Annotated in this window: 16 protein-coding genes and 1 CRISPR repeat array; all 16 genes read left to right on the top strand. The window is 60.5% G+C overall.

Going from position 1 to position 26,001, the window contains the following annotated elements:
• Positions 1–49: 49 nt before the first annotated feature.
• A complete protein-coding gene (locus EII11_RS09460) occupies positions 50–1,606 on the top strand; it encodes an ABC transporter ATP-binding protein (RefSeq protein WP_124872053.1) in 1,557 nt (518 codons plus the stop codon).
• Positions 1,603–2,841, top strand: coding sequence for an ABC transporter permease (locus EII11_RS09465; RefSeq protein ID WP_240623137.1), 1,239 nt, complete (start codon positions 1,603–1,605; stop codon positions 2,839–2,841). The genes EII11_RS09460 and EII11_RS09465 overlap by 4 nt, the downstream gene beginning before the upstream one ends.
• The gene (locus EII11_RS09470; RefSeq protein WP_124872056.1) at positions 2,838–4,112 is read left to right on the top strand and encodes an ABC transporter permease; all 1,275 of its coding nucleotides are present in this window, start codon (positions 2,838–2,840) and stop codon (positions 4,110–4,112) included. Before EII11_RS09465 ends, EII11_RS09470 begins: the two co-directional genes overlap by 4 nt.
• Positions 4,113–4,136: 24 nt before the next feature.
• Entirely contained in the window at positions 4,137–4,568 is a 432-nt protein-coding gene (locus EII11_RS09475) for a cytidine deaminase (RefSeq protein ID WP_124872058.1), read from the top strand.
• A 77-nt stretch (positions 4,569–4,645) separates the two neighbouring features.
• On the top strand, positions 4,646–5,944 hold the full coding sequence (locus EII11_RS09480) for a thymidine phosphorylase (RefSeq protein WP_240623138.1): 1,299 nt from the start codon (positions 4,646–4,648) through the stop codon (positions 5,942–5,944).
• Between the two features lie 62 nt (positions 5,945–6,006).
• Positions 6,007–6,648 (top strand): hypothetical protein, encoded by a 642-nt coding sequence (locus EII11_RS09485; protein ID WP_165867136.1) that lies wholly within the window; start codon positions 6,007–6,009, stop codon positions 6,646–6,648.
• Positions 6,649–6,727: 79 nt separating this feature from the next.
• Positions 6,728–7,378: a deoxyribose-phosphate aldolase gene (deoC, locus tag EII11_RS09490; protein WP_124872063.1), complete on the top strand. Its 651-nt coding sequence runs from the start codon at positions 6,728–6,730 to the stop codon at positions 7,376–7,378.
• 191 nt (positions 7,379–7,569) lie between these two features.
• Complete coding sequence (locus EII11_RS09495) at positions 7,570–9,213, top strand: dienelactone hydrolase family protein (RefSeq protein WP_124872065.1); 1,644 nt, start codon at positions 7,570–7,572, stop codon at positions 9,211–9,213.
• Between the two features lie 95 nt (positions 9,214–9,308).
• Positions 9,309–12,197, top strand: a complete 2,889-nt coding sequence (gene cas3, locus EII11_RS09500; RefSeq protein ID WP_124872068.1) for a CRISPR-associated helicase Cas3' — start codon at positions 9,309–9,311, stop codon at positions 12,195–12,197.
• Entirely contained in the window at positions 12,190–13,872 is a 1,683-nt protein-coding gene (gene casA / locus EII11_RS09505) for a type I-E CRISPR-associated protein Cse1/CasA (protein WP_124872070.1), read from the top strand. Before cas3 ends, casA begins: the two co-directional genes overlap by 8 nt.
• Positions 13,865–14,515 (top strand): type I-E CRISPR-associated protein Cse2/CasB, encoded by a 651-nt coding sequence (casB, locus tag EII11_RS09510; RefSeq protein WP_124872073.1) that lies wholly within the window; start codon positions 13,865–13,867, stop codon positions 14,513–14,515. Before casA ends, casB begins: the two co-directional genes overlap by 8 nt.
• Before the next feature lie 3 nt (positions 14,516–14,518).
• A complete protein-coding gene (cas7e, locus tag EII11_RS09515; RefSeq protein WP_124872075.1) occupies positions 14,519–15,643 on the top strand; it encodes a type I-E CRISPR-associated protein Cas7/Cse4/CasC in 1,125 nt (374 codons plus the stop codon).
• Complete coding sequence (cas5e, locus tag EII11_RS09520) at positions 15,640–16,356, top strand: type I-E CRISPR-associated protein Cas5/CasD (RefSeq protein ID WP_124872078.1); 717 nt, start codon at positions 15,640–15,642, stop codon at positions 16,354–16,356. The genes cas7e and cas5e overlap by 4 nt, the downstream gene beginning before the upstream one ends.
• On the top strand, positions 16,357–17,070 hold the full coding sequence (gene cas6e / locus EII11_RS09525) for a type I-E CRISPR-associated protein Cas6/Cse3/CasE (RefSeq protein WP_124872080.1): 714 nt from the start codon (positions 16,357–16,359) through the stop codon (positions 17,068–17,070).
• On the top strand, positions 17,071–18,000 hold the full coding sequence (gene cas1e, locus EII11_RS09530; RefSeq protein WP_124872083.1) for a type I-E CRISPR-associated endonuclease Cas1e: 930 nt from the start codon (positions 17,071–17,073) through the stop codon (positions 17,998–18,000).
• A gap of 9 nt (positions 18,001–18,009) precedes the next feature.
• A complete protein-coding gene (gene cas2e / locus EII11_RS09535) occupies positions 18,010–18,402 on the top strand; it encodes a type I-E CRISPR-associated endoribonuclease Cas2e (protein WP_124872086.1) in 393 nt (130 codons plus the stop codon).
• A gap of 91 nt (positions 18,403–18,493) precedes the next feature.
• A CRISPR array of direct repeats spans positions 18,494–26,000; the repeat unit is 29 nt; unit sequence CTCTTCCCCGCACCTGCGGGGATTACCCG.
• The last annotated feature ends 1 nt before the right edge of the window (position 26,001 follow it).

Below are 26,001 nucleotides of genomic sequence, written 5' to 3' on the forward strand. Positions count from 1 at the left end.
GGCAAAGATGCCTGTAACTGCTTCTGAATACACATCTGTAGGAGCTACTGTGAAACTCGAACTCGAGGGGATTACAAAGGTCTTTGGCCCACTCGTGGCCAATGATCATATCGACCTCGTCGTTGAAGAAGGGCAAATCCACGCTCTCCTTGGCGAAAACGGTGCCGGTAAATCAACGCTGATGAACGTTCTTTACGGCCTCTACCAGCCCGATGACGGCCGCATTCTCATCGACGGCCAACCTCAAACCTTCCGCGGCCCCGGCGACGCAGTAGCCGCCGGTATCGGCATGGTCCACCAGCACTTCATGCTGGTACCTGTCTTCACCGTCGCTGAATCCGTAGCACTCGGCTACGAACCCACCACCGGCGTTGGTGGAATCCTTGACCACAACGCCGCCCGTGACAAGGTTCGTGAACTCTCCGCACGCTTCGGTTTCGACATTGACCCCGACGCCCTCATCGAAGACCTGCCCGTCGGCGCACAGCAACGCGTAGAAATCATCAAGGCCCTCTCCCGCGATGCGAAAGTCCTCATCCTCGACGAGCCCACCGCCGTGCTCACCCCGCAAGAAACCGATGAACTCATCGAGATCATGCGCGAACTTAAAGCAGCGGGTACCTCCATCGTCTTCATCACCCACAAGCTCCGTGAAGTACGTGCCGTCGCCGACCACATCACCGTCATCCGGCGGGGCAAGGTCGTTGGTGAAGCCTCCCCAACTTCCACGGAAAAGGAGCTCGCCTCCCTTATGGTGGGCCGCGCTGTCGACCTCGGCGTCGCGAAAGACCCAGCCACCCCCGGAGAGCCCGTTCTGCGCTACCGTGACGTGTCCATGCTCGACGAACTCGGCCATGTGGCCCTTGACCACGTGAACCTTGACGTTCACGCCGGAGAAATCCTGTGCGTCGCTGGCGTCCAAGGAAACGGTCAGACTGAACTGTGTGAGGTCACGCTCGGCTCCCACGCCCCCAATGGTGGCCGCATCGAAATCGCCGGCACGGATCTTGCATCCTTGACCATCCGCCAGCGCCTCGAAAAGGGCCTGGGCTACGTGCCTGAAGACCGCTTCGAGGACGGCATGATCACGAGCTTCTCCATTGCCGAGAACATGATCCTCGACCAGTACTACCACGCACCCTTCTCCGGTGGTGTCTCCATTGACCTCGGTGAGGTTGACCGCAACGCTGAGGCCCTGCGTGAAGAGTTCGACGTGCGAGTCACCTCCGTGCACGACCCCATCTCGACCCTGTCGGGCGGCAATCAGCAAAAAGCAATCCTCGCCCGCGAACTCTCCCGCCCCCTGAAGGTCCTCGTGGCCTCCCAACCAACCCGCGGCCTTGACGTCGGCTCCATCGAGTTCGTCCACTCCCGTATCGTCGCTGAACGTGACAAGGGAACGGCCGTCGTCGTTGTTTCCACCGAACTTGACGAGGTTGTCGCCCTCGCTGACCGCATTGCCGTCATGTACCGCGGTCGCATTATCGGTATCGTCCCCGCTGACACCCCACGAGACGTCCTGGGCCTCATGATGGCCGGCGTCCCTGAGGACGAGGCACGCGAACAAGCAGCCCGCGCACACGCGGATAAGGAGGAAAACCTGTGAGCACCTCGCCAACCCTTGCCGATAAAGCACCCGAAAAGGATGCGCCCTCGTGGGTAACGCGCTTTCTTCGCAGCTTCATGAACCCCTCCGTGGGTACCATCGCAGGCGCTATCGCTCTGGCTTTGGTGATCGGTGCGCTCATCGTTGCGATCTTCGACCCTGAAGTTCAACGTACCGTCGGCTATCTTTTCGCTCGCCCCAGTGACTTCTTCGCTGCCTTCGGCTCAGCTTTTGGTGGCTTCTTCACCTCCTTGTTCCGCGGCGCAATCTTCGACTGGACGCAAAGCAGCTTTGCTGCGGCGATCAAGCCCATCACCGACACGATGCTGCGAGCCACTCCGCTGATTATCGCGGGCCTAGCTATTGCCGTCTCCTTCACTGCTGGTCTGTTCAACATTGGTGTCCAAGGCCAGCTCATGATGGGTGCCGTTCTTGGCGGTTTCATTGGATTCAACTTCCAACTCCCCTACGGACTGCACCTGATTGTCGCTATTCTTGGCGCGATTGTGGGCGGTGCGATCTGGGGTTTCATCCCCGGTTTCTTGAAAGCCAAGCTGGGCGCCAACGAAGTGATCGTGACGATCATGCTCAACTCCGTGGCCGTCTACCTACTGCAATATATCCTCACCACCCAGCTCTTCACCGGCCCCGGCGGATACCCCGGCAAGTCCCAGAAGGTCGCTGAAACCGCGCAACTGCCTCTGCTGCTCGGATCGGGCTTCCGCCTGCACGCTGGCTTCCTGCTTGCCCTAGTCGCAGCCGTCTTCGTGTGGTGGATCCTCAAGCGTTCAACCTTCGGCTTTGAACTACGTGCCGCAGGCGCCAACCCGGCCGCTGCACGCACCGCTGGCATTAACGTGCCCCGCACCCTCATGCTGACCCTGGTCCTCTCGGGTGCCCTGGCTGGCCTGGCAGGTACCGCCCCCGTGCTCGGTACTGAAAAGTTCATCTCCGGTGACGTTGCGGCATCCTATGGTTTTGACGCTATCACCGTTGCCCTACTGGGCAAGTCCAGCCCTCTTGGTGTGGTGCTGGCCGGTCTGCTCTTTGGTGGTCTGAACGCTGGTTCGGCCATCATGCAGTCCTCGAATATTCCCGTTGACATCGTTCAGATCACTCAGGCTGTCATTGTGTTGCTCATTGCAGCATCCGAGGCTATTCGCCTGCGTCGCGCCCAAAAGGCCGCGAACGCATCCTCTGCCTCCGCCGTGAAGAAGGAAGGAGCTGGCGCATGAGCACCGCAACACTGACAACCCCCGCTGCACAGGCCGAGGGCATTACCACCCCCATCCAGTGGCGTGACCCCATCGTCACCACCGCCATGACAGCACTCACCTTCATCATGGCCCTGCTGTCCTCAGGCTCCTCTCGCGTATCCTTCGCAGGCGCCACCAGCTGGTTCGACATGGGCAACTACACCATCCCCGCCATGATGACCGGCCTGATCCTCGGCGTTATTGCCCTGGCTTGCACGGCCATCGTCTGGAAGAAAGCCCTCGCCCGCCAGGAAGCATCCGGCTGGCTGGTTGGCATCGTCGGCATCGCCTTCGTCGTCACCTTCCTCCTGTGGACGGTCGCAGGCAAAGACACCTCCATGCTGCCCGTTGTCTCCCTGCTGGCTGGTGGCCTCATGTTCGCCACCCCACTGGTGTTCGGCTCCATGTCGGGCATCGTCTGTGAACGCTCAGGCATCATCAATATCGCCATTGAAGGCCAGCTTCTTTTCGGCGCTTTCATGGCAACGATCTTCGCCTCGGCCAGTGGCAGCGTGTGGATGGGCCTCGTGGGTGCTCCCATCGCTGGCGCGCTCGTTTCGGTCCTGCTGGCACTGTTCACCATTAAGTACCGGGCCGACCACATTGTCGTTGGCGTCGTCCTCAACATGCTCGTTGTGGGTCTGACGGCCTTCCTGTTCTCCACCCTGTTGAAGAACAACCCCGGCCTGAACCAGATCATGGCCCTGCCGACGTGGGGAATTCCTGTCCTCAAGGACATTCCGGTCATTGGCCCAGTCCTGTTCAACCAGTCCGTGCACATCTACCTGATGTTCATTGTGGTCATCGTCTTGCAGTTCATGATCTTCAACTCCCGCTGGGGCCTGCGCACCCGCGCCAGCGGTGAACACCCCAAGGCCGCTGACACCGTCGGCATTAAGGTCAACCGCATCCGCTGGCAAAACGTGATCCTCGCAGGCGCACTGGCCGGTATGGGTGGCGCCTTCTTCACCATCGGTCAAGGCCTGGCCTTCAGTAAAGACATGGCAGCCGGAAACGGCTTCATCGCCCTGGCCGCCATGATTCTGGGCCGCTGGAACCCACGTGGCGCTTTGGCTGCCGCCCTGCTCTTCGGCTTCGCGACAAACCTTGGCGCTGTCATGCAGGTGGTGGGTTCACCCATCCCCGCCCAGTTCCTGCTGATGACCCCCTACCTGGTCACCATCTTGGCTGTTGCTGGCTTCGTTGGCGCTGTGCGCGCTCCCGCAGCCGAAGGTAAGCCCTACCCGTGATAGGCGGCTCGGAAGGAGCCTGATATGACTGACACAACCGCGTCCGCACAGGGCCTTGTCATTGACGAGGCCCTGTGGGCCCGCCTACGCGAAGCAGCCAACGCCGCTGCCGCACGCGCCTACGCCCCCTACTCCAAGTACCACGTCGGCGCGGCCGCCCTCGTCAATGACGGGCGCATCGTCACCGGCTGCAATGTGGAGAATGCGGGCCTGGGCGTTACCCTGTGCGCCGAGTGCGGACTCATCTCCGACCTCGTCAACGGGGGAGGGGGCCGCCTCGTGGCCTTCCTGTGCGTCAACGGCGACGGCGAGATTATTTCGCCATGTGGCCGCTGCCGCCAGATTCTCTTCGAGCATGGCGGTAACTCCCTGGTACTGACCATGCCTCAAGGCGTCATGACAATGAATGAGGTCCTCCCCGGAGCCTTTGGGCCTTCGGATCTGGACACGATGTGAGTAGGCCGGGGTCTGGCTGCCATGCCATGCAGGCGGGCGGCCAGGCCCCGCACCTGCGGTGGGAAGGAAAAGAAAAATTGAGCACTGAAGCTTTTGATGCCGTTGAAATTATCGCCACCAAACGCGACAAGCACCGCCTGAGCGACGAACAAATCGACTGGGTGATCGATGCCTACACGCGCGGCGTCGTTGCCGACGAGCAGATGGCCGCACTCAATATGGCGATCTTCCTCAATGGCATGGACCGCGCGGAGATTGCCCGCTGGACCCAGGCGATGATCGACTCTGGTGAGCGCATGGACTTTTCCACCCTGCCTCGGCCCACCGCCGACAAGCACTCCACCGGCGGCGTTGGTGACAAGATCACCCTGCCCCTGGCTCCCCTCGTGGCCGCTTTCGACGTGGCCGTCCCGCAACTGTCGGGCCGCGGCCTTGGCCACACCGGCGGCACCCTCGACAAGCTTGAAGCAATCCCCGGCTGGCAGGCATTCCTGTCCAACGAAAAAATCATGGAAATGCTGGGCGAGGGCGCAGGCGCCGTTATTTGCGCAGCCGGCGCTGGTCTGGCCCCCGCCGACAAGAAGCTCTACGCTCTGCGGGACATCACCTCTACCGTGGAGTGCGTGCCGCTGATTGCCTCGTCAATCATGTCCAAGAAGATTGCTGAGGGCACCGGCTCCCTGGTGCTTGACGTGAAGGTCGGCTCAGGTGCTTTCATGAAGGATCGTGAGCGCGCCGAGGAACTGGCCCGCACCATGGTTGACCTGGGTACGGATGCTGGCGTGACCACCGTTGCCCTGCTCACCAACATGGACACTCCCCTTGGTTTGACTGTCGGTAACGCCCTGGAAGTGCGCGAATCCCTGGAAGTCCTTGCCGGTGGTGGCCCTGCTGACGTTGTGGAGCTGACCCTGGCCTTGGCGCGCGAAATGCTCACCGCAGCCGGAAAACCCGACGCTGACGTTGAAGCCGCACTGAAGGACGGGCGCGCCATGGACCGTTGGCGCCGTATGATCTCCGAACAGGGCGGCGACCCCGACGCCCCCCTGCCTGTCGCCGCACACACCGAGGAAGTGCGTGCCGACTCAGAGGGCTACATCCAGTCCATGGATGCTCTGGCAGTGGGCGTCTCCTCCTGGCGACTGGGTGCAGGACGCGCACGCAAGGAAGACCCAGTACAGGCCGAGGCCGGCATCGAAATCCTGGCCAAGCCTGGCGACTTCGTTCGCGCTGGCCAGCCAATCTTCCGCCTGCACACCCAAACCCCGGAGCGTTTCGAGCGAGCCATTGCCTCCCTTGACGGTGCAGTGGTCCTCGGTGCCAATGCGCCCAAGCTGCCCGACTCGGTAGTGCTTGACCGCATCGCCGCCAACTGAGGCTTCCCGGGACTAGTTGTATGCCAGGATCACGACCGATTTCCTCACGTCAACCTCGCGACATGCGTCCGAGCCACCGCGACCGCTACCCCGCCCAAGGCGACCCCACAACCTGCGGGATTGCGGCACTCGCGGTGGTGAGTGCCCGCCACGCAGCGCGGACAGGCGCCCCGTTTGCCACCTACCTGGGTGCCAGCGAGGGAGAGGCCCTGCTCGTCCAGCAGGACATGCACGAGGTTGCCGCCCGCACCGGCCTGCCCTGGCCTCAAGCCCTCGGCACCTCGCCGTGGGCCCTGGCCACGCTGGCGAAACGATCCACCGGAATGACCTACCGCATCCTCCCGTGGAGCAAACGCGCCGTCGGCCTCGTCAATGAGGCAATTGATGCTGGCCACGATGCTTTTGTCTACACCGGAGGCGGCGCCTACGTCACCGGCGGCGGACTGTTGGGCGGCGTCTTGTCTGCCGTGGCGAAAGTCGGCGTTGAATGGGCGCCGAGGCACGTCGTGGCCGTCCTGGCCGGGGAAGCCCCCGCCGGGCAGGTCGCCATTTTTGAACCCACCAGCGGCAAGGTCTTCCGACTGGACCGTGAAGAACTTGCCGCCTACTCCCTGGGGCAGAGCGATAAGGAACGCCTGCCGCACTGGGGATATTGGACAAGACCGCTGCTTGCCGTAGTGCCCATTGCGGGGCAGGTCACCTGAGGTGGCATGCGGTAAGCACCAGAAGAAATGAAACCGGCGCACCCTCAGTAGAGGGGAGTGCCAACAGAATGGAGAAAGAATGAAGCGCGCTGACGTTGCCGCAATGATTGACCACACCCTGCTCGCCCCCGAGGCCGTGCCCGCCGACGTTGAAGCCCTGGTTGCCGAGGGCGCCGAACTGGGCACCTTCTCCGTGTGCGTGTCCCCCAACCTGCTGCCCGTCACCGCCCCCGAGGGCCTGGCCGTGGCCTGCGTGTGTGGCTTCCCCTCCGGCGCCCACAAGTCCGAGGTGAAGGCCGCTGAGGCTGCCCGCGCTCAAGCTGACGGAGTGGACGAGGTTGACATGGTCATCAACCTGGCCCTGGCAAAGCAGGGCGACTGGGAGGGCGTTGAAGCCGACATCCGCGCCGTGCGCGAAGCCTGCCCCAATGTGCTGCTCAAGGTCATTATCGAGTCCGCAGCCCTGACCGATGACGAGATTGTCGCAGCCTGCGAGGCATCCGAGCGCGCCGGTGCCGACTACGTGAAGACCTCCACCGGTTTCCACAAGGCTGGCGGCGCTTCCGTGCACGCCGTGCGCCTGATGCGTCAAACCGTTGGCGATCGCCTGGGCGTCAAGGCTTCCGGCGGCATCCGTGACGCGGAAACCGCTCTGGCCATGATCGAGGCTGGCGCCTCCCGCCTTGGCCTGTCGGCATCGCGCGCGATCCTGGAGGGCCTGGAGGACTGACGTTTCTCGGCTGAGGCTTTTTGATCGCACCTGGTGGTAAAAGTCGGGCTGTTTTGCCCGCTTTTCGCCACCAGGTGCGAGCATTTTTTGTCGCGACCTCTGTAACAGGCAGGCGGGGATGGTGGAAGATACGGCTCTCATGTGGCACTGTGGGTGTGGCCGATCCGCTGACAGTCAATGAAGGAGCCCCGGTGACTGTATCCCGTTCTTTCCGCCTTTCTGCCCGTGCGGCGCGTAACATCACAGCACTGACCGCAGTGTGTGCCTTTGCGCTGGGTGCGTGTGCCTCCGACAGTGGAGGCGAGGCAGGCCAGTCAGAGGGTGGCGCACAGTCTGAGCCGGGAATCGTAGAAGCCGCTGACGGGCCCCACGCCCCTGCCGACCGCACGCTGGGGGAGAGGACGGTGCGGGCGTCGGCCTCGGGAAACGAAACGATCGTTGACATTGACCTGGGCAACGTGACGGCGGGAAACTACAGTGCCCCCAAACGCGGAGTCGTGGTGCTCCCCAAGCCCAGCGACACTGCTGCACCCCTGGTGGTCATCAGCCACCTGCGGGCCCCCAACTGCGCTGACGGCACTTTCGCCTACCCCTGCGCTGTCGGGGTGGAAGAGTACCGTTTCGACCAGGGCATGACCTACCTGGGGGAGCATCTTGCCTCCCAAGGGTATGCCGTTGTCATCCCCGATCTAGGTGGCCTCTACGTCGGTGCAGACACCACCATGCCCTACGACCAGGGCGCCATGTGGAAAGAGGTCGTGGGGAGCCTCACCGAGCTAGTGACAGACTCCGGGAAAGCGCGTGATGTCCTGGGCGTGACGGCAATGCCACGGGTCGATGCCTCGACAGTGGGAATGGTGGCTCATTCGCGCTCGGGCATGATGGTGGATTCCGCGCGAGAGTTGTTTGGCGAGGAAGCGCTGAAGTCTGTTTTCGCCTACGGGCCCGCCTACGACACCTTCGAACTGGAATCCATCAGCCCAGCCAGTGCGGATGTGCCCTACCTGGCCGTTGTGGGCGAACTGGATTCTGACGTGGGCCCCTCCGCAAACCTGTGGATCGGACACTACCTGCCAGAAACGCGCGAGCACCCGATCTCCGTCGTGCAGCTACCCGGACTGGGCCACATGTACGTCAACACCACCGCGGCCACAGCGCAGACAGATGACCGTATTGGCTGTGACGTCAAGGCATGCGCGGACGCGGCCGAGCACCAGCGAGTCATGATCGAAAGCGCGACCGACTGGTTCAACGCCACTGTGCGAGGCGAGGCCACCGCCCTGCCGCTACGCGCCGACCAGCCCTTGCCCGCTACGGTGGCAGGCCTGCCCGCACGCTGGCTTGCCCACACGCCAGGCGCGCTGGCCCGCATTGACGCGACGCGTTTTGCTGCCGTCTCCAACGCAAGCGCCCTGCTGTGCGTCCACGCTGATCCGATGAATCCCACGCCGGTCGACAACGCCTGCCCCGAGCCCGATAAAGGCGTTGTCCAGAGCCTGACCGAAGTCAACCACCTGACCGACGCCGCTGCCGCTGTGGAGGTGGCGGGCGCTCGCGGCATGAGCGTCCACGTCTCACCTTCGGGCTCCTACGAGGTTCCCGCCACGCTCACGGTTGTTCTCAGCCTGGCTGACGGACAGGAATTCACCTATCGTCTGTCGGCCGATGAGCCAGCCCTAGCGAACCGTGCCACCGCAGACGATAACGGCAGCTACCAGCTGGGCACCGTCCGCATTCCGCTGGACGAGGCCGTCGCCGCGGGCGTGGTGACCAGCGTGCGCGTGACCTCTGATGGTCCGGCAGTGGAATTGCGCGGTGTGGATTTTTGGGGGTGATGCGGGCGGGAGCCTGTCGTTCACGCAAATACGGGGTGAGAGTGTTGCAATGGTTGTGTCCAAAAGTTCAGTGAAGACACGACCAGGAGGATGGTATGGCACTCTCACCGCAAGCCCACAGCGTGTGGGCAAAAAGTTCCCGAGGTGATTTTGGCCGTCCGTCGATGTGGCTTCCTTTAGCGCTTCATCTTGCCGACGCGATGGGGGTTGCTGAACGTTGCGCTTCGGAGTGGGTGGCGGAGCAACAGTGGCGCGCTCTAGTGCACCCACTGGGTATTGACGATTCCGCGCTTGCACGTGACGCGGTTTTGAGCGTCATTCGATTTGCCGCTGGGGTACATGACATTGGAAAGGCCGCTCCCACCTTTTCGGCAAAGATGCCTGATCTTGATGCGGCAATGGCCGCAGCGGGCTTGACGCACGGCACCGTTGAACGCGATCACATGCGTTCAATGAAGCATGGACTTGCCGGGGCTGTCATCCTAAAGGAATATCTTGTGTCCCGGGGCTGGATGGCTCCAGCCGCTTCGGGCCTTGCCTCTGTCGTTGGTGGGCATCATGGGATCCCCGCATCCAAAGCAGAGATCAACGATGCGCGTCGGGAGGTGCGCCGCTTAGGGGATGAGGCGTGGTCGAATGTCCGCACAGAACTTCTGGACTGGATGTGGAAGCGATCAGGGGTAGAGGCTTTCAGTAAGCTTTTCAGCACAGTGAAGTGGACGCAGGCCGCCCTTGTCATCCTTGAAGGCATTGTTATTGTGTCCGACTGGATTGCTTCCAACGAGCGTTACTTTCCGCTCTTTACGCAGGCGTCACCCACGCCTCGTCAATTGATTGACGATAGTGAGGCCCATGCCCAGCGCGTAGACAAAGGATGGGCAGGCGTGAACATAAGCGCCACCTGGCAGCCGACTCCTTTACCCGTTGATGCCGACGAGGCCCTCCGACGGCGCTTTGGGCTTGATGCGTCGGCCAAAGCTCGCCCCCTGCAAAAAGCTGCGATGGAGGCGGCCCGAACAATGGATGTCCCCGGAATCCTCATTATTGAAGACGTCATGGGTGCGGGAAAAACAGAGGCAGGTTTGCTGGCCGCAGAAATTCTGGCTCAGCGAAGTGGAGCCTCTGGAATCATGATGGTTCTGCCAACCCAAGCCACCACTGATGCCATGTTTGATCGAGTGAAAACATGGGTTGAGAGAGGCGAAGGGATAGATGGAGAACATCACGGCGGGAGCATGGCTCTTATGCATGGGAAGGCAGCGCTTAATGCTTCCTACGCGCAGCTTTCTTTCCGTGGGGGCCACGGTTATCGGCCGATGCTCTTTGATGATGAGGGTTCGCATGTGGATGCTTATGAGCATGATGCGGGTGCCACTCGTGTGACACGCTCTCCGTGGATGTCGGGGAAGAAAACGATCCTGTCAGATGTCGTTGTCGCAACGATTGACCAGCTTTTGATGGTTGCTCTGAAAGCTCGTTATCTCGCGCTCCGCCACCTTGGGGTCAGTCGGAAGGTCGTTGTCATTGACGAGGTCCATGCTGCGGATGTCTACATGAGGCAGTATCTCACACAAGCCCTAACATGGTGTGCCTCGTATGGGGTGCCTGTTGTGGCCCTCTCTGCCACGCTGCCTCCTAGCGTAAGGCGGGAGCTCATTGAGGCGTATCAGGAAGGCCTGAAAGAGCCTGTGAGGGGCAGAATTGCGCCTCTTAAGGCTCATTCTGGGGAGGAGTATCCCGTGCTCTACCCACTGCTGACCCATCTGAACAAGAACGCGGTTGCTTGCAGCGAGTGTGAGCGTGCACTTCCTTCCCGCCAGGTGCAGATTCGCCATATTTCTCACGACAACCTGCTCCGCACCGTTGATGGTCTTATGACTGAGGGCGGCTGTTTGCTTGTGGTTCGTAATACTGTGCGGGATGCTCAGCAGACGTATCGGTCGCTCAAAGAGGTGTACGGGGAGGACGTGTACCTTGTCCATGCGCGTTTCGTTGCGGAGGATCGCTTATTTAATGACGAGATGCTGCTAGCCAACTTTGGAAAACCTCATCCCGAGGTTGAACGTCCGCAGAGGGCGATTGTTGTGGCCACACAGGTGGTGGAGCAGAGCCTCGATATCGACTTTGACGCGCTGATCACCGATTTAGCCCCTATTGATCTTCTCTTCCAACGCATGGGACGCGTCCACCGGCACGAGCGTGGCGCGCGACCTTCACCGATGAGTCAGGCACAGTGCTTTGTGCTGGATGTGCCGGAGTTGAATTCTCAGTCGCCAGAGGATTCGCCGTCAACGAAGGACTACATCTACAGCGCGTCCCTTTTGCTTCGGACTGCGTGGGTATTGCGTACCCTTTCGGATGAATCGTTGAGTATCCCTGATGACATCGCCCCCTTGACTGCCCAGGTTTATGACTTTGAGGATGCCTTGTCCTCCCAGTGGCGTGAGGCGGAGTTACGGGCGCGTGAGAAGGATCAGGATGAGACGAATAAGCGACAGCGAGCAGCGGACATTTTTCGTTTGCGGTCTCCGCATGATGGGCGGCACAGTTTAACCGGATGGCTTGATGCGAACTCAGGCGATGATAACTGCGAAACTCAAGCGCGCGCACGCGTGCGTGACGGTGATGATTCGCTTGAAGTCATTGTCGTTGTCGATGAAGGCAGTGGGGGAGTGCCAATTTGGCGGACGCTTGACTGGCTAGAACCAGCCGGTGGGGAGTATCTGCCGATGGACGAGGTACCTCGACCAGAACTCGTAGAAACGCTGGTGCGTTCAATGGTTCGCCTGCCGGCTTTCTTCTCTAAAGAGTGGGTGTTTGAGACAGTGATAGGGGAATTGTCTTTCCATCCTGAGGCGTGGCAGAAGGAGCCACTCCTCGCAGGGCAGTTAATTCTTCCTTTAGTTGACGGAGAAATTCTTCTCGCTGGTAGGAAATTGAGATATTCTACAGAATGTGGCTTAGAGGAGGTCAAGGGTGACTAAGCAACAATTCAACCTAGTCGTCGAGCCGTGGATACCCGTCAGATTTAAAGACGGTCAAATCACGGATGTTTCACTGGCCGAACTGTTTGAACGCGGAAAGGACATTCAAGAGATCTGTGCTGAGGTGGCAACCATAAGTGCAGCCTTGCTACGGCTCTCCCTCGCGATTGCCTATGCGGCCTATCGGGAATCTTTCACCGATGGGAGCCTTGGACTGTTTTCTCAAGATGATTGGGAGGACGCTTGGGATGATCCGGATATTTTGATTGAACGGGTTGCCGGCTACCTCAAAGAACACGAGGAGTGCTTCTGGTTGTTCCACCCTCAGCGCCCCTTTATGCAAGTGGCTGATCTGCATACGGCTAAAGACAGTGTTGACAGCATTGCCAAAATCATCGCCGACGTTCCCGATGGTCACAGGTTTATGACCCTACGAGACAGTGAAGGCGAATCCCGGATTTCTTATGCTGAAGCGGCACGGTGGCTCGTGCATGTCCATGCGTGGGATACCTCTGGAATCAAGTCGGGTGCCGTTGGAGACCCGCGTGTGAAAGGCGGTAAAGGGTATCCCATCGGTACGGGTTGGGTTGGCCAGCTTGGCTTTGTCTTTATTGAGGGGAAAAACTTTGTTGAGACCCTCCTGCGCAATCTCATTCCCTACGATGTGTACGCTGACTTAGGGGTTCCTCTTGACTATCCCTCGCCCCATGGGGATCTGCCGCCCTGGGAACGGGAAGCGGATACCGAACGTCAACGCGGTTCCGACACGGTGGAGCCCGAACCGGCTGGTGTTATCGAGTTATACACCTGGCAGAGCCGACGGGTTCGCCTCGTTGCAGACGATGATGAGGTGACAGGTGTCGTTTTGGCTCAAGGAGACAAGATCACGCCCCAAAATAGGAACCTTGTTGAGCCGATGAGTCTGTGGCGGTATTCAGACCCGCAGACGAAGAAACTGGGGTACCACACCTACATGCCCAAGATGCATGATCCCTCTCGTTCTTTATGGCGCGGACTGAATGCTCTTCTTATCGGCATGAGTGACACCGTGAAAGGTAAAGGGGGGGCAGAAGTCTCGCAGTACATACCTGCGGCAGTCATCGCCTGGAACTCCATGCTGGTATACGACGGCCATATCTCGTTAAGTGAGTACACCCCTGTGAGGGCGATTGGTGTGGAGTATGGCGCGCAATCGGCCTCGTATGGGCATCTTTATGATGACCGCCTTGTCCTTCCGGGAGCCCTCCTGAGCGAAACCGATCTAGAGCGACGCGCCCTTGCTAAGGGTGCACTTGCTGTCACAGATGAAGTTGTCTCAGCTCTCGCTCGTTTCGCTGGAGATATTGTGAAAGCGTCGGCGCAGCAAGTGGATCCTGAGACAGTAAAGGCTGCGGGCGCTCGCGAACGCGAGCTGTGTTACTTCATGCTTGATCGTTCCTTCCGGCATTGGGTGCTCAACCTTGATGGAGAGACAGACAAGCAGCGCGCTCTCTGGCGCGGAGAACTCGAAAGAATGGTCCGGGAACGTAAATCAATGCTCAGCAATGGAGCGAGTCAACGAGCCTTTATCGGCAATGAAACGATGAGTTTAGGTTCCGCACTGTTCTTCCTCGAACGAACAGTGAATGCAGCATTGTCAGGTTTTAGCACGAAGAAGGAGAAGGTAGATGGCTGACGAGCAACAAATTCATGGAACATTATCGTCCGGGCAACGTTCGCTCCGCCTCGGGCACCTCGTAGTCCGCCGCATCCGTGAACTGCACGAGGCAAAGGCCGCGAATAGTTCCGCAGCGAAGGGACGGCTCGCAGCTCTGCGGAAGGCCGTGTACTCTGCTCCGGGAACCCTTCCTGAATTGTGGGAACTGTGCACTGTCCCCGACGAACTCCAGCCAGCCTTCGTCGGTGACGAACCCACAACTGCGGAGAGAAGCGTCCACACAGCGCTATCTCTCTATGCTCGCCATGAACAGAGTAATAGGGGCGAATGCATGCACAAAGAGGGCATTCCTTTCGCTCAAGCAGCGTTTGTGTTGGCCCACGCCTCAGGTGCTGAAGAGACTGCTGGCGTTCGTTCCCGCCTCAACGCGGCTGCAACGGCAGTCTCTTACGAGGAGTTTGTTCGACATATTGCTGGCCTTATCTCGATGCTGCGCGGCGCAAACATCAGGTTTGATTATGCTGACCTGACCCGAGACCTCTACCAATTCCACAGTCCTTCTGGGCGGGAGGCTGTTCGCCGTCGTTGGGCGCGCGCCTATCGACCACTTCCAAAAGCTCAAGAAACCAACTCAACCACTGATACAACTCAAGGAGCCTAATCCATGTACATCGACATCAGCGTTATCCAGCCTCTTCCGTCTTCCAATCCCAATCGCGACGACACCGGCAGCCCTAAGAGCGCGGTTTTCGGTGGGGTGCGACGCCATCGTGTCTCCTCCCAGGCATGGAAACGAGCGGTCCGAACCCGCTTCGCAGAGGAAATCGATAGTGAATATCTTGGAGTACGTACCAAGAGGGCCGTTGAACTGGTGGCGAAGAAAATTGAAGAGCTAGCACCGGAGCTCACAGATGATGCAGCTGACTTAGCTGATGGAGTTTTTGGTGTGGCAGGAATCAAGGTCGAAACCCCGAAGGTCAAGAAGGATGAAGACCCCGCAAAGTACAAGCAAGTGAGTTACCTCTTCTTCTTGTCAAATGCGCAAATCGAAGCGATCGCTCAACTTGCGATCGACAAGAAGCTGAGCGGTGAGAAGCTCACCAAGAAGGAAGCTCAGAGCGTCATCGATGGACGAAACTCAATTGATCTGGCGCTCTTTGGTCGAATGGTAGCTGACGACCCTTCTTTGAACGTGGATGCTTCCTGCCAGGTTGCGCATGCAATTTCCACGCACGCAGTTGAAACTGAGTTTGACTACTTCACAGCGGTCGATGATCAAAAGCGTCTTGATGACAGTGCCGACGCAGGCGCTGGCATGATCGGGACCGTAGAATTCGTATCGTCGTGTCTCTACCGTTATGCAACTATCAATGTCGATCAGCTTGTCAAGAACCTCGAAGATAAGCAGGACGCACGTTTGGCAATCGAGGCTTTTGTGAAGGCCTTCGTCATGAGTATGCCTACGGGCAAAGCGAATACTTTCGCCAATCACTCCCTTCCTTCAGGCGTGTACGTTGCTCTACGGGATGACCAACCGATGTCCTTAGTAGCGGCCTTTGAAAAGCCGGTGCGTCCAGGTCAGGACTATGGATACGTTGAAGACACCGCCCAGGCGCTTGTTACGTATGCAGAAGCCCTCTATAGCGCTTATGGAGCTCCCCAGAAGCAGTACGTTTGTGTTGCCGACCAAGCAGCATCAAGTCTGCAAAATCTTGGAGAAAAAATCGCTCTCAAGGATCTTGCAAAGGCAGTTGCGCAATCATCCTTGCCGACAAGTGAGCAAGCGTGAGTACGCTGGTTTTACGACTCGCAGCTCCGATGCAGTCGTGGGGTGACTCCTCGCGCTTCACTGTTCGGCAAACACGTCGGGAGCCAACAAAGTCGGGCATTATTGGGCTTATCGCGGCAGCGCAGGGTAGACGGCGGAGCGACTCGATTGAGGACCTTCTCAAGCTCAAACTTGCGGTTCGCGTCGATCAACCGGGTAGCCTTCTACGCGATTTTCACACAGCGCGTAACGCAAGCGGCGAATCAATGCCCTTGACCTATAGGTATTACCTTTCGGATGCGGTTTTTGTTGTCGCTGTGGAGGGTGAGCGTGACGTGGTGGAAGGCATAGCTGAGAGTCTGCGGCGGCCTCGTCACCCGCTGTATCTCGGGCGACGTTCATGTCCGCCCAGTGCGCCTCTTGTCCTCAAGATTGTTGAGCTACCAGCCTTAGCCGCACTGAAAAGCGATGAAGTACCCTGGCAAGCTGCTGAATGGTTCAAACAGCAAAGCGAGGAGAACGGCTACACGGCAGAGCTTGCTTTCGACCTTGATGAGGATTCTGAGAGGGAACCCGGTGTGACAAGCGATGTCGTACAGGACTCTCCTGTCACTTTCGATCAGCGCCACCGCCAGTACACATGGCGAAGCGTTGGCCGGACCCAGCTCATTATGCATAGTGGACTGTCCAAGCTAACCACCCATGATCCGATGAATGCTTTGGAGGGGGTATAAGTGTATTTGAGTCGATGCGAGATCAACCCGAATAGGCGAGGGGCAAAGCATCTGTTGGGCAATCCTCAAGCGATGCACGCCGCTGTGCTCTCCTGTTTCCCCCGTTCATTGTCAGCAGAGAATGGGCGAGTACTGTGGAGAGTGGATCAGAGCGAGAACGGGGTGTTCCTCTATGTCACCTCCGGGCTGGAACCTGACTTTACTGTCATCCAGGAGCAGGCAGGTTGGCCGGACGCCCGAACCGCGTTGGCAAAGCCTTATGATCATTTTCTCGACGCTCTTCAGGAAGGACAGTTCTACCATTTCCGTCTTTCTGCGAACCCGGTTCGAGGGGTTCCTCGTGCGGGGGAAGCGCGGGGGAAGGTGCAGGCGCATGTCACGACAGCCCAGAGAGAAAAATGGCTGATTCAACGTTCAGTCGAACTAGGGTTCGAGATTTGCGTTAACCCTCAAGCGGTAGAGTCCGAGAACGAAAAGCCTGACGAGGAGATCCCCCGCATCTTGAGCGTTGTCGGAAGCCGAAAGTGGTTGTTCGGAAAGGGAAGAGAAGATCAGCGACATCGAGTCACTCTGCAGATGGTGACTTTCGAGGGGGTGCTTCAAGTGACTGATTCCGCTCGGCTGCGTGAAACTCTTGTGAATGGCATTGGACGCGGAAAAGCCTATGGGTGCGGACTGATGACCCTTGTTCCCTTCACAGGAGGAGCGATGTAGATGTCAACCATGCTGCCGTTGGAACGTGAGGCTTTGCCTCGCGCGAAGGATCGCTATTCCTTCCTCTATATCGAGCACTGCGTTGTCCACCGCGATTCGAACGCGTTGACAATGCGGGATCAAGAAGGAATAGTTCACGTTCCAGCGGCGGCATTGTCGGTTCTTCTTTTAGGGCCTGGAACTACCGTTAGTCATCAGGCTGTCGCCCTTATGGCGGAGTGCGGTGTGAGTTGTGTGTGGGTGGGGGAGAACGGCGTGCGCTATTACGCTCATGGTCGTTCTCTGGCGCAATCCACGCGTCTTCTTATTGCTCAGGCAAGGCTTGTGTCGCACGAACGGGAGCGTTTGCGGGTTGCGCGAGAGATGTATGCGATGCGTTTCCCAGGTGAGGATGTTTCCATGCTGACAATGAGACAACTTCGCGGGCGTGAAGGCGCCCGAATGAGGGATGTGTATCGGGCGAATGCCAAGCGTACGGGGGTGCGCTGGGCCAGTCGGCAATATAATCCAGCCGATTTCAATGACTCCGATCCCATTAACCAAGCACTTTCGGTGGCGAACTATTCACTGTATGGCATCGTCCATGCCGTGATTGTGTCACTGGGGTGTTCTCCGGGTTTAGGGTTCATCCACACAGGGCATGAGCGCTCATTTGTTTATGACATCGCTGATCTATATAAGGCAGATACGTCTATTCCGGCTGCTTTTGATGTTGTCAGAGACTCCGCTGCTGACGTTACTGCTGCAGCGAGGCATCGAATACGAGATCTCATTTTTGAGCGAAAGATCATCCAGACTTGCGTCGCAGATGTGAAGCACTTGCTGGGTGAGGAAAATGCCGACGAAGAACTGAGCGATGTCCAAGTTGCTTCCCTTTGGGATGTGCGCGATAGGGCTCTTGAAGGCGGCAGAAACTACGCAGAGGAATAAGAGGGTGTCGTGTTAGTTTTGGTGACCTCGGCTGCTCCCCCGGGATTACGAGGGGAACTCACGCGCTGGCTTCTTGAGATCGCGCCAGGAGTTTACGTTGGTCATCTGTCGGCAAGGGTGCGTGAAAAGGTCTGGGAGTTAACGCAAGCCAATATACGTAATGGCCGAGCAATTATGGTGATTCCTGCCCGTAATGAACAGCGCCTTGAGTTCCTCACATGTGGCGACGCATGGGAGCCTGTAACTTTTGATGGTCTCAAGCTTGTCCGGCGCCAAGAAAAGAGCTACGGCCAAGACGCTGTGGAGTCCGAATCTTCTCGACCTTCGACTGTCCGACAGGATACAGGATGGTCAATCGCTGCGCGCAGGAGACGCTTCCGTAATGCCATTGAACGGCGCTGAGTGCCCTTCTTGCTATAGTGGCGTTTGCGGCAATTGGTGAAACTCGCTTCTAACCTTACTTGAGTCTGTTGGAATTCTGCGGATTTTAAGTCTCTTCCCCGCACCTGCGGGGATTACCCGGATTAAAGGTTCCTCGTCATTCTCCACCCGGACTCTTCCCCGCACCTGCGGGGATTACCCGCGTTCATGCCCTCGGCTGCCCGTGTGAGTGCGCTCTTCCCCGCACCTGCGGGGATTACCCGCGTTGATTGGCGTGTGTGTGTCTGGTTGCTTGCTCTTCCCCGCACCTGCGGGGATTACCCTTCGGCCAGCTCCACATTCACCGGCTGCTCGGACTCTTCCCCGCACCTGCGGGGATTACCCGTCCGTTTGCATCATGAGGCGGTCGTTAATGCCCTCTTCCCCGCACCTGCGGGGATTACCCGCCCTGGCCACCGCCCTCATGCCGCTCCTACCCCTCTTCCCCGCACCTGCGGGGATTACCCGTGCGTGGTCACCATCCCTGACCTGGGAGGTGAACTCTTCCCCGCACCTGCGGGGATTACCCTACAGTATTTGCTGCACCCGTGTTAGATACATTCTCTTCCCCGCACCTGCGGGGATTACCCTACGACGGCGGCAGACCGGTCGAAGGCGACATCCTCTTCCCCGCACCTGCGGGGATTACCCGCTTGTCGATCCGCCCAGGTAGCGGGCAACGGCCTCTTCCCCGCACCTGCGGGGATTACCCGCGTGGTGCCGTCATCGCGTTCGGTGATTTCATCTCTTCCCCGCACCTGCGGGGATTACCCCATTGCAGCACACACGGCCTTCGCGCCGTTGACCTCTTCCCCGCACCTGCGGGGATTACCCTAAGAGGATGGAGGCCATGATGATGGTGGGGCGCTCTTCCCCGCACCTGCGGGGATTACCCGCAGAGTACAGAGTACAGAGATAGATAGTCCTACTCTTCCCCGCACCTGCGGGGATTACCCGCCACCAAAGCAAGCACCAACGCGATAACATCCCTCTTCCCCGCACCTGCGGGGATTACCCTACTTTCTTCGAGGCAAAGGTCAAGGAGCAGCTCTCTTCCCCGCACCTGCGGGGATTACCCGCCTCTACCCGCCCGCCCTCATCGTCTCAGAAGCTCTTCCCCGCACCTGCGGGGATTACCCGACCAACACCATTAAGGTGGGCAAGCAGGAATCCTCTTCCCCGCACCTGCGGGGATTACCCGTCTCCGAGAACACGGCCGAGTGCTCGGAGAACCTCTTCCCCGCACCTGGCCGAGTGCTCGGAGAACCTCTTCCCCGCACCTGCGGGGATTACCCGTTTCCGCGTTCATCCCCGCGTGCTTTCCATTGCTCTTCCCCGCACCTGCGGGGATTACCCGTCAGCGTCCCCCGCTTTCGGTGTTGGCAGTAGCTCTTCCCCGCACCTGCGGGGATTACCCTCCGGTGGCGTGCCCTCGGGCATCCTCTCCACCCTCTTCCCCGCACCTGCGGGGATTACCCGGATGCGGGTCAGTGCTGATTCAATTTCCTTCACTCTTCCCCGCACCTGCGGGGATTACCCGCCTTGAGTTGAGCGGGGCGGCTGATCCCCGAACTCTTCCCCGCACCTGCGGGGATTACCCGTTCAAGCTCGAGTGCATGAAGAGCGACGCGCCCTCTTCCCCGCACCTGCGGGGATTACCCGCTGCTCCCACCTGATAAAACAGGGGACGCACACTCTTCCCCGCACCTGCGGGGATTACCCTGGTGATCTCTATGCAGGTCACTGAGCAGACGCGCTCTTCCCCGCACCTGCGGGGATTACCCGACGCCATGGGATTTGGCGGCTGACAGAAAGGGCTCTTCCCCGCACCTGCGGGGATTACCCGGTAGCGTCGGAGCCTGCGGCGTTCCAGACGGCCTCTTCCCCGCACCTGCGGGGATTACCCTGCCCGCGTCAACTGCCAGCACCGCTAGGAGGCCTCTTCCCCGCACCTGCGGGGATTACCCGTTCACCCCCGCACTGGAAGAGTTCACCTCCTGCTCTTCCCCGCACCTGCGGGGATTACCCTGCCCGTTGGAACTTAGCGGTCTCGGCGGTGACCTCTTCCCCGCACCTGCGGGGATTACCCGAAATTCGTCTCATGCGCGACCAGAATGGCCAGCTCTTCCCCGCACCTGCGGGGATTACCCGGCATCCTTGCGCCAGGAGTTCTCGTCAAAAACCTCTTCCCCGCACCTGCGGGGATTACCCGGAGATGCTCGAGGACGCTGCATTTCTGACGACCTCTTCCCCGCACCTGCGGGGATTACCCGCCATCCGCAGGTGCAGATCGGTGACGGGTAGGCTCTTCCCCGCACCTGCGGGGATTACCCGAAACGCTATCGAAGAGATCCCTACCGACGACGCTCTTCCCCGCACCTGCGGGGATTACCCGCGGCGCGCCAGACGACGCAACCAGTCTCGCCGCTCTTCCCCGCACCTGCGGGGATTACCCGGAAATTGTCGACGAGAAGAGTTGGTACGAGTTCTCTTCCCCGCACCTGCGGGGATTACCCGCCCCCACCAGGCCGGTGAGGGGCGTTGAGGTTCTCTTCCCCGCACCTGCGGGGATTACCCGGCATCGTCGAAGCCGGTAAAACCCTCATCATTCTCTTCCCCGCACCTGCGGGGATTACCCGTTCTTGACTCTGAACAGGCTCAGTCTCAGCTGCTCTTCCCCGCACCTGCGGGGATTACCCGGCGACTGGTCTGCCGCCTGGGAGCACGCCCAACTCTTCCCCGCACCTGCGGGGATTACCCGGTGGCGTCAGATTCGTTGGTTTCATCACCTGACTCTTCCCCGCACCTGCGGGGATTACCCGTCAACGCCAATTTTTCCGAGATACAGCAAGCCCTCTTCCCCGCACCTGCGGGGATTACCCGGCGGACGGCAACAGCCTGGCCGCTGACGATGCCTCTTCCCCGCACCTGCGGGGATTACCCGTGGATGGGCGCAGTCCTCACCTGCCACCCCATCTCTTCCCCGCACCTGCGGGGATTACCCGGTGTCCCACTCGATGACGAGATCCAGACTCATCTCTTCCCCGCACCTGCGGGGATTACCCGGCGCTTTCGTCAGCACCCATCAGCCAACGCTGCTCTTCCCCGCACCTGCGGGGATTACCCGGGCCAGGTGCGGGGGGATGCCGAACATGCGGGCTCTTCCCCGCACCTGCGGGGATTACCCGAAAACCGTCCTGCTATGGACCTCCACCGCAACCTCTTCCCCGCACCTGCGGGGATTACCCTGGCGGCGTTGATGATGGCGGGGTCGAGGCCGTCTCTTCCCCGCACCTGCGGGGATTACCCGCCGCTCCCGCGCTGCCGTAGCACGCGCGCTAGCTCTTCCCCGCACCTGCGGGGATTACCCGCCGGGATGAACTGGCGTTCGTAGGCTTTGCCGCTCTTCCCCGCACCTGCGGGGATTACCCGTCGAACGCTTCCAAGGCGCACGCATCCGTCTCCTCTTCCCCGCACCTGCGGGGATTACCCGGCATGAACACCCCCGAACCCGACTCTGTTTCGCTCTTCCCCGCACCTGCGGGGATTACCCGGCCCGCAAAACGCCCCACAGCGAATCTCAACGCTCTTCCCCGCACCTGCGGGGATTACCCGCGTCGGAGGTCGTTGGCGTATTTGTGTGTGTTCTCTTCCCCGCACCTGCGGGGATTACCCGGAGACCACGAATGACCTGCGACATGTGCGAAACTCTTCCCCGCACCTGCGGGGATTACCCGGTAGCGATTTGCAGTTGACTGCCAGACATGGACTCTTCCCCGCACCTGCGGGGATTACCCGGATCTGAAAGGTTGGAATACCTCCGGCGGGGGCTCTTCCCCGCACCTGCGGGGATTACCCGGAACGCCACTGACCGGCGACGAAGCCAAAGAACTCTTCCCCGCACCTGCGGGGATTACCCGGCCCACCCGGAGGACAACAAAACGCGTGGCCCCTCTTCCCCGCACCTGCGGGGATTACCCGCGGGTGGAGTCTCATTGCCCATGGGAAGGGCACTCTTCCCCGCACCTGCGGGGATTACCCTATGCCGCTCATCGGCCGACTCGCGCCCCAGTCCTCTTCCCCGCACCTGCGGGGATTACCCGGAGGACGACAGTGAGTGAGAATCATCCTTTGTCTCTTCCCCGCACCTGCGGGGATTACCCGTTGGCTGGCGTGAAACTTCGCCTGTTGGCTCTCTCTTCCCCGCACCTGCGGGGATTACCCGCGGCGCGCGCCAACCTCGGGTGCGCTTACGCTCTCTTCCCCGCACCTGCGGGGATTACCCGCTGGCCGCCAATTCGCATCCGCAAGACTCAACCTCTTCCCCGCACCTGCGGGGATTACCCGGCAGTGCATTGTTACGCCAGGAGGAAGCGCCCCTCTTCCCCGCACCTGCGGGGATTACCCTACCGCCTCGACCGCGCCCGAGGACTGCTGGAGCTCTTCCCCGCACCTGCGGGGATTACCCGTGGCACGCCTATCATGTACGCGCCCCCGCCCGCTCTTCCCCGCACCTGCGGGGATTACCCGCAGGGCGGCTCGATGTGGAATCGCGATTTTTCCTCTTCCCCGCACCTGCGGGGATTACCCGGCGGCGGGGTGCATACTCTGGGCGTCTGCTCACTCTTCCCCGCACCTGCGGGGATTACCCTGGAAGGACGGGCCAACCCTGTTCATGCGGTGCCTCTTCCCCGCACCTGCGGGGATTACCCGAAGGAGACGCCCCAGGCATGGGCGTCGAAATCCTCTTCCCCGCACCTGCGGGGATTACCCGGAATCAAGGCGGGCGCATCCTGGGTCGGCTCTCTCTTCCCCGCACCTGCGGGGATTACCCGCAACACAGGTAGCCGTCAAGGTAGCAACCGCCCTCTTCCCCGCACCTGCGGGGATTACCCGGCCCCCGGGACTAACCCCCCGGGGGCCTTCCCCTCTTCCCCGCACCTGCGGGGATTACCCGGCGCTGCCCCCGGCACCTTCGAGGATTTTGCCCTCTTCCCCGCACCTGCGGGGATTACCCGGCGACAAAGTCGATGCGGGCGCCGCGCTTGGCCTCTTCCCCGCACCTGCGGGGATTACCCGGTGCCCGTCAATGGCCGGTAAAGAAGTCAAGGCTCTTCCCCGCACCTGCGGGGATTACCCGCGTGGTGCCGTCGTCGCGTTCGGTGATTTCGTCTCTTCCCCGCACCTGCGGGGATTACCCGCGTTGGGTTGGACAGAGGCAATGGCAGCTAGTCTCTTCCCCGCACCTGCGGGGATTACCCGGAAGTTCCCAGTGATTACGCCAATCGAAGCCGCTCTTCCCCGCACCTGCGGGGATTACCCGCTGCCCGAGTTCGACCGCCCATCCAGCGTGTTCTCTTCCCCGCACCTGCGGGGATTACCCGTATTCGCGATGAACATCGCAGATGGGCTTGCCCTCTTCCCCGCACCTGCGGGGATTACCCGGCCTGTTTCACCGTCGAAGGTGATGGAGGCGACTCTTCCCCGCACCTGCGGGGATTACCCGCCCTTGCCCTTCAGCTGGGTTTTTCCTGAGCTCTCTTCCCCGCACCTGCGGGGATTACCCGACGCGGCATATCTCCTCAATATCTCCGAGATACTCTTCCCCGCACCTGCGGGGATTACCCGCGCGCACGCTCCCGCTGGCGCTGATTGAGGAACTCTTCCCCGCACCTGCGGGGATTACCCGAGACCTCCACGCGAGTTGGCGTGACCTGTTCGCTCTTCCCCGCACCTGCGGGGATTACCCGGCAAAGGGCCAACCTCCAACCCCGAAAGGAAACTCTTCCCCGCACCTGCGGGGATTACCCGACGCGCCTTTACATCGTGCCATTCCTCGGGAACTCTTCCCCGCACCTGCGGGGATTACCCGCCGCCGCGCCGCCGACAATCCTCTCGGAAACTCTCTTCCCCGCACCTGCGGGGATTACCCGGCGTAGCGCGGCAAGGCGCCGGAAACGCCCCCCTCTTCCCCGCACCTGCGGGGATTACCCGGCCACAGCGGCGGCCTTGATTGCTTCCCATGCCTCTTCCCCGCACCTGCGGGGATTACCCGGATGCGCGTAGGCCTTCGGGGGTTTCTTCAATCTCTTCCCCGCACCTGCGGAGATTACCCGGTCGTGGCCCAGGTGGACACGCTTGTTTCCTGCTCTTCCCCGCACCTGCGGGGATTACCCGACCCCCACCATGTACACCCTCGACTACCTGCTCTCTTCCCCGCACCTGCGGGGATTACCCGATGCGACGCACTCATGCTCGACGGCCCCCAAACTCTTCCCCGCACCTGCGGGGATTACCCTGGATCGCGCGCGGCGGCGACCGGATCGGCCGACTCTTCCCCGCACCTGCGGGGATTACCCGAACGGGCAGATCGCCAGCTCCAAATCGTCAGGCTCTTCCCCGCACCTGCGGGGATTACCCGAACGGGCAGATCGCCAGCTCCAAATCGTCAGGCTCTTCCCCGCACCTGCGGGGATTACCCTGCGGCGACAGCATCACCACCACGCCAGACGAGCTCTTCCCCGCACCTGCGGGGATTACCCGGCCCCGAAAGCCTGGACCGCGTGCTACTCACCCTCTTCCCCGCACCTGCGGGGATTACCCGCGGCGGCCCAGGGCTCACGCTATCCGTGGGGTCTCTTCCCCGCACCTGCGGGGATTACCCGCCGGTGATCGTCGCCTAGTGTGTCTGCACCGCCTCTTCCCCGCACCTGCGGGGATTACCCGGGCGTTGACCCGGACGCCGTCATGAGCGCAGTCTCTTCCCCGCACCTGCGGGGATTACCCGCCCAAACCGCCGCCACGCTTGCCCTGATTATGCTCTTCCCCGCACCTGCGGGGATTACCCGGCGAAACGATCGCCTTTGAGTTCGTGCCCGCCCTCTTCCCCGCACCTGCGGGGATTACCCGAAGGCCGCCTCTCAGCCGACGACTCCACCACCCTCTTCCCCGCACCTGCGGGGATTACCCTGTGATGAAAACGCTGTCGGCTTGGGCGTGCCACTCTTCCCCGCACCTGCGGGGATTACCCGCGGTACCATCCGCGGGCGATATCGCGCGAGACCTCTTCCCCGCACCTGCGGGGATTACCCGAGTTGCTACCGTGGCGGTTTCCCTCGTGACATCTCTTCCCCGCACCTGCGGGGATTACCCGCATGGACTACACGTCGAGGAGGCACACCAATGCTCTTCCCCGCACCTGCGGGGATTACCCGGCCGCCAGCCGTGCGAATCAGCCTCACACTCACTCTTCCCCGCACCTGCGGGGATTACCCTGACCTATAGGCCCCGGCGCATACAACGCAAGACTCTTCCCCGCACCTGCGGGGATTACCCTGGTATTGGGAACGATGCACTATTGCACCCTGGCTCTTCCCCGCACCTGCGGGGATTACCCGCAATCCTTACATGTTCCCCACAACGACACATCCTCTTCCCCGCACCTGCGGGGATTACCCGACATCCCCACCCCCGCCCTCACCCCCAAGGGCCTCTTCCCCGCACCTGCGGGGATTACCCGTGATGCGCGAGCGACGCTGGCGGATCTGATCACTCTTCCCCGCACCTGCGGGGATTACCCGT

Origin of the sequence: Schaalia canis, from assembly GCF_003858455.1 — a bacterium.
GTDB lineage: Bacteria > Actinomycetota > Actinomycetes > Actinomycetales > Actinomycetaceae > Pauljensenia > Pauljensenia canis.

Coding starts and splice junctions, on each gene's coding strand:
- EII11_RS09470 (WP_124872056.1), top strand. CDS start 2,838: ATGAGCACCGCAACACTGACAACCCCCGCTGCACAGGCCGAGGGCATT.
- EII11_RS09475 (WP_124872058.1), top strand. CDS start 4,137: ATGACTGACACAACCGCGTCCGCACAGGGCCTTGTCATTGACGAGGCC.
- EII11_RS09485 (WP_165867136.1), top strand. CDS start 6,007: ATGCGTCCGAGCCACCGCGACCGCTACCCCGCCCAAGGCGACCCCACA.
- deoC (WP_124872063.1), top strand. CDS start 6,728: ATGAAGCGCGCTGACGTTGCCGCAATGATTGACCACACCCTGCTCGCC.
- cas3 (WP_124872068.1), top strand. CDS start 9,309: ATGGCACTCTCACCGCAAGCCCACAGCGTGTGGGCAAAAAGTTCCCGA.
- casB (WP_124872073.1), top strand. CDS start 13,865: ATGGCTGACGAGCAACAAATTCATGGAACATTATCGTCCGGGCAACGT.
- cas7e (WP_124872075.1), top strand. CDS start 14,519: ATGTACATCGACATCAGCGTTATCCAGCCTCTTCCGTCTTCCAATCCC.
- cas1e (WP_124872083.1), top strand. CDS start 17,071: ATGTCAACCATGCTGCCGTTGGAACGTGAGGCTTTGCCTCGCGCGAAG.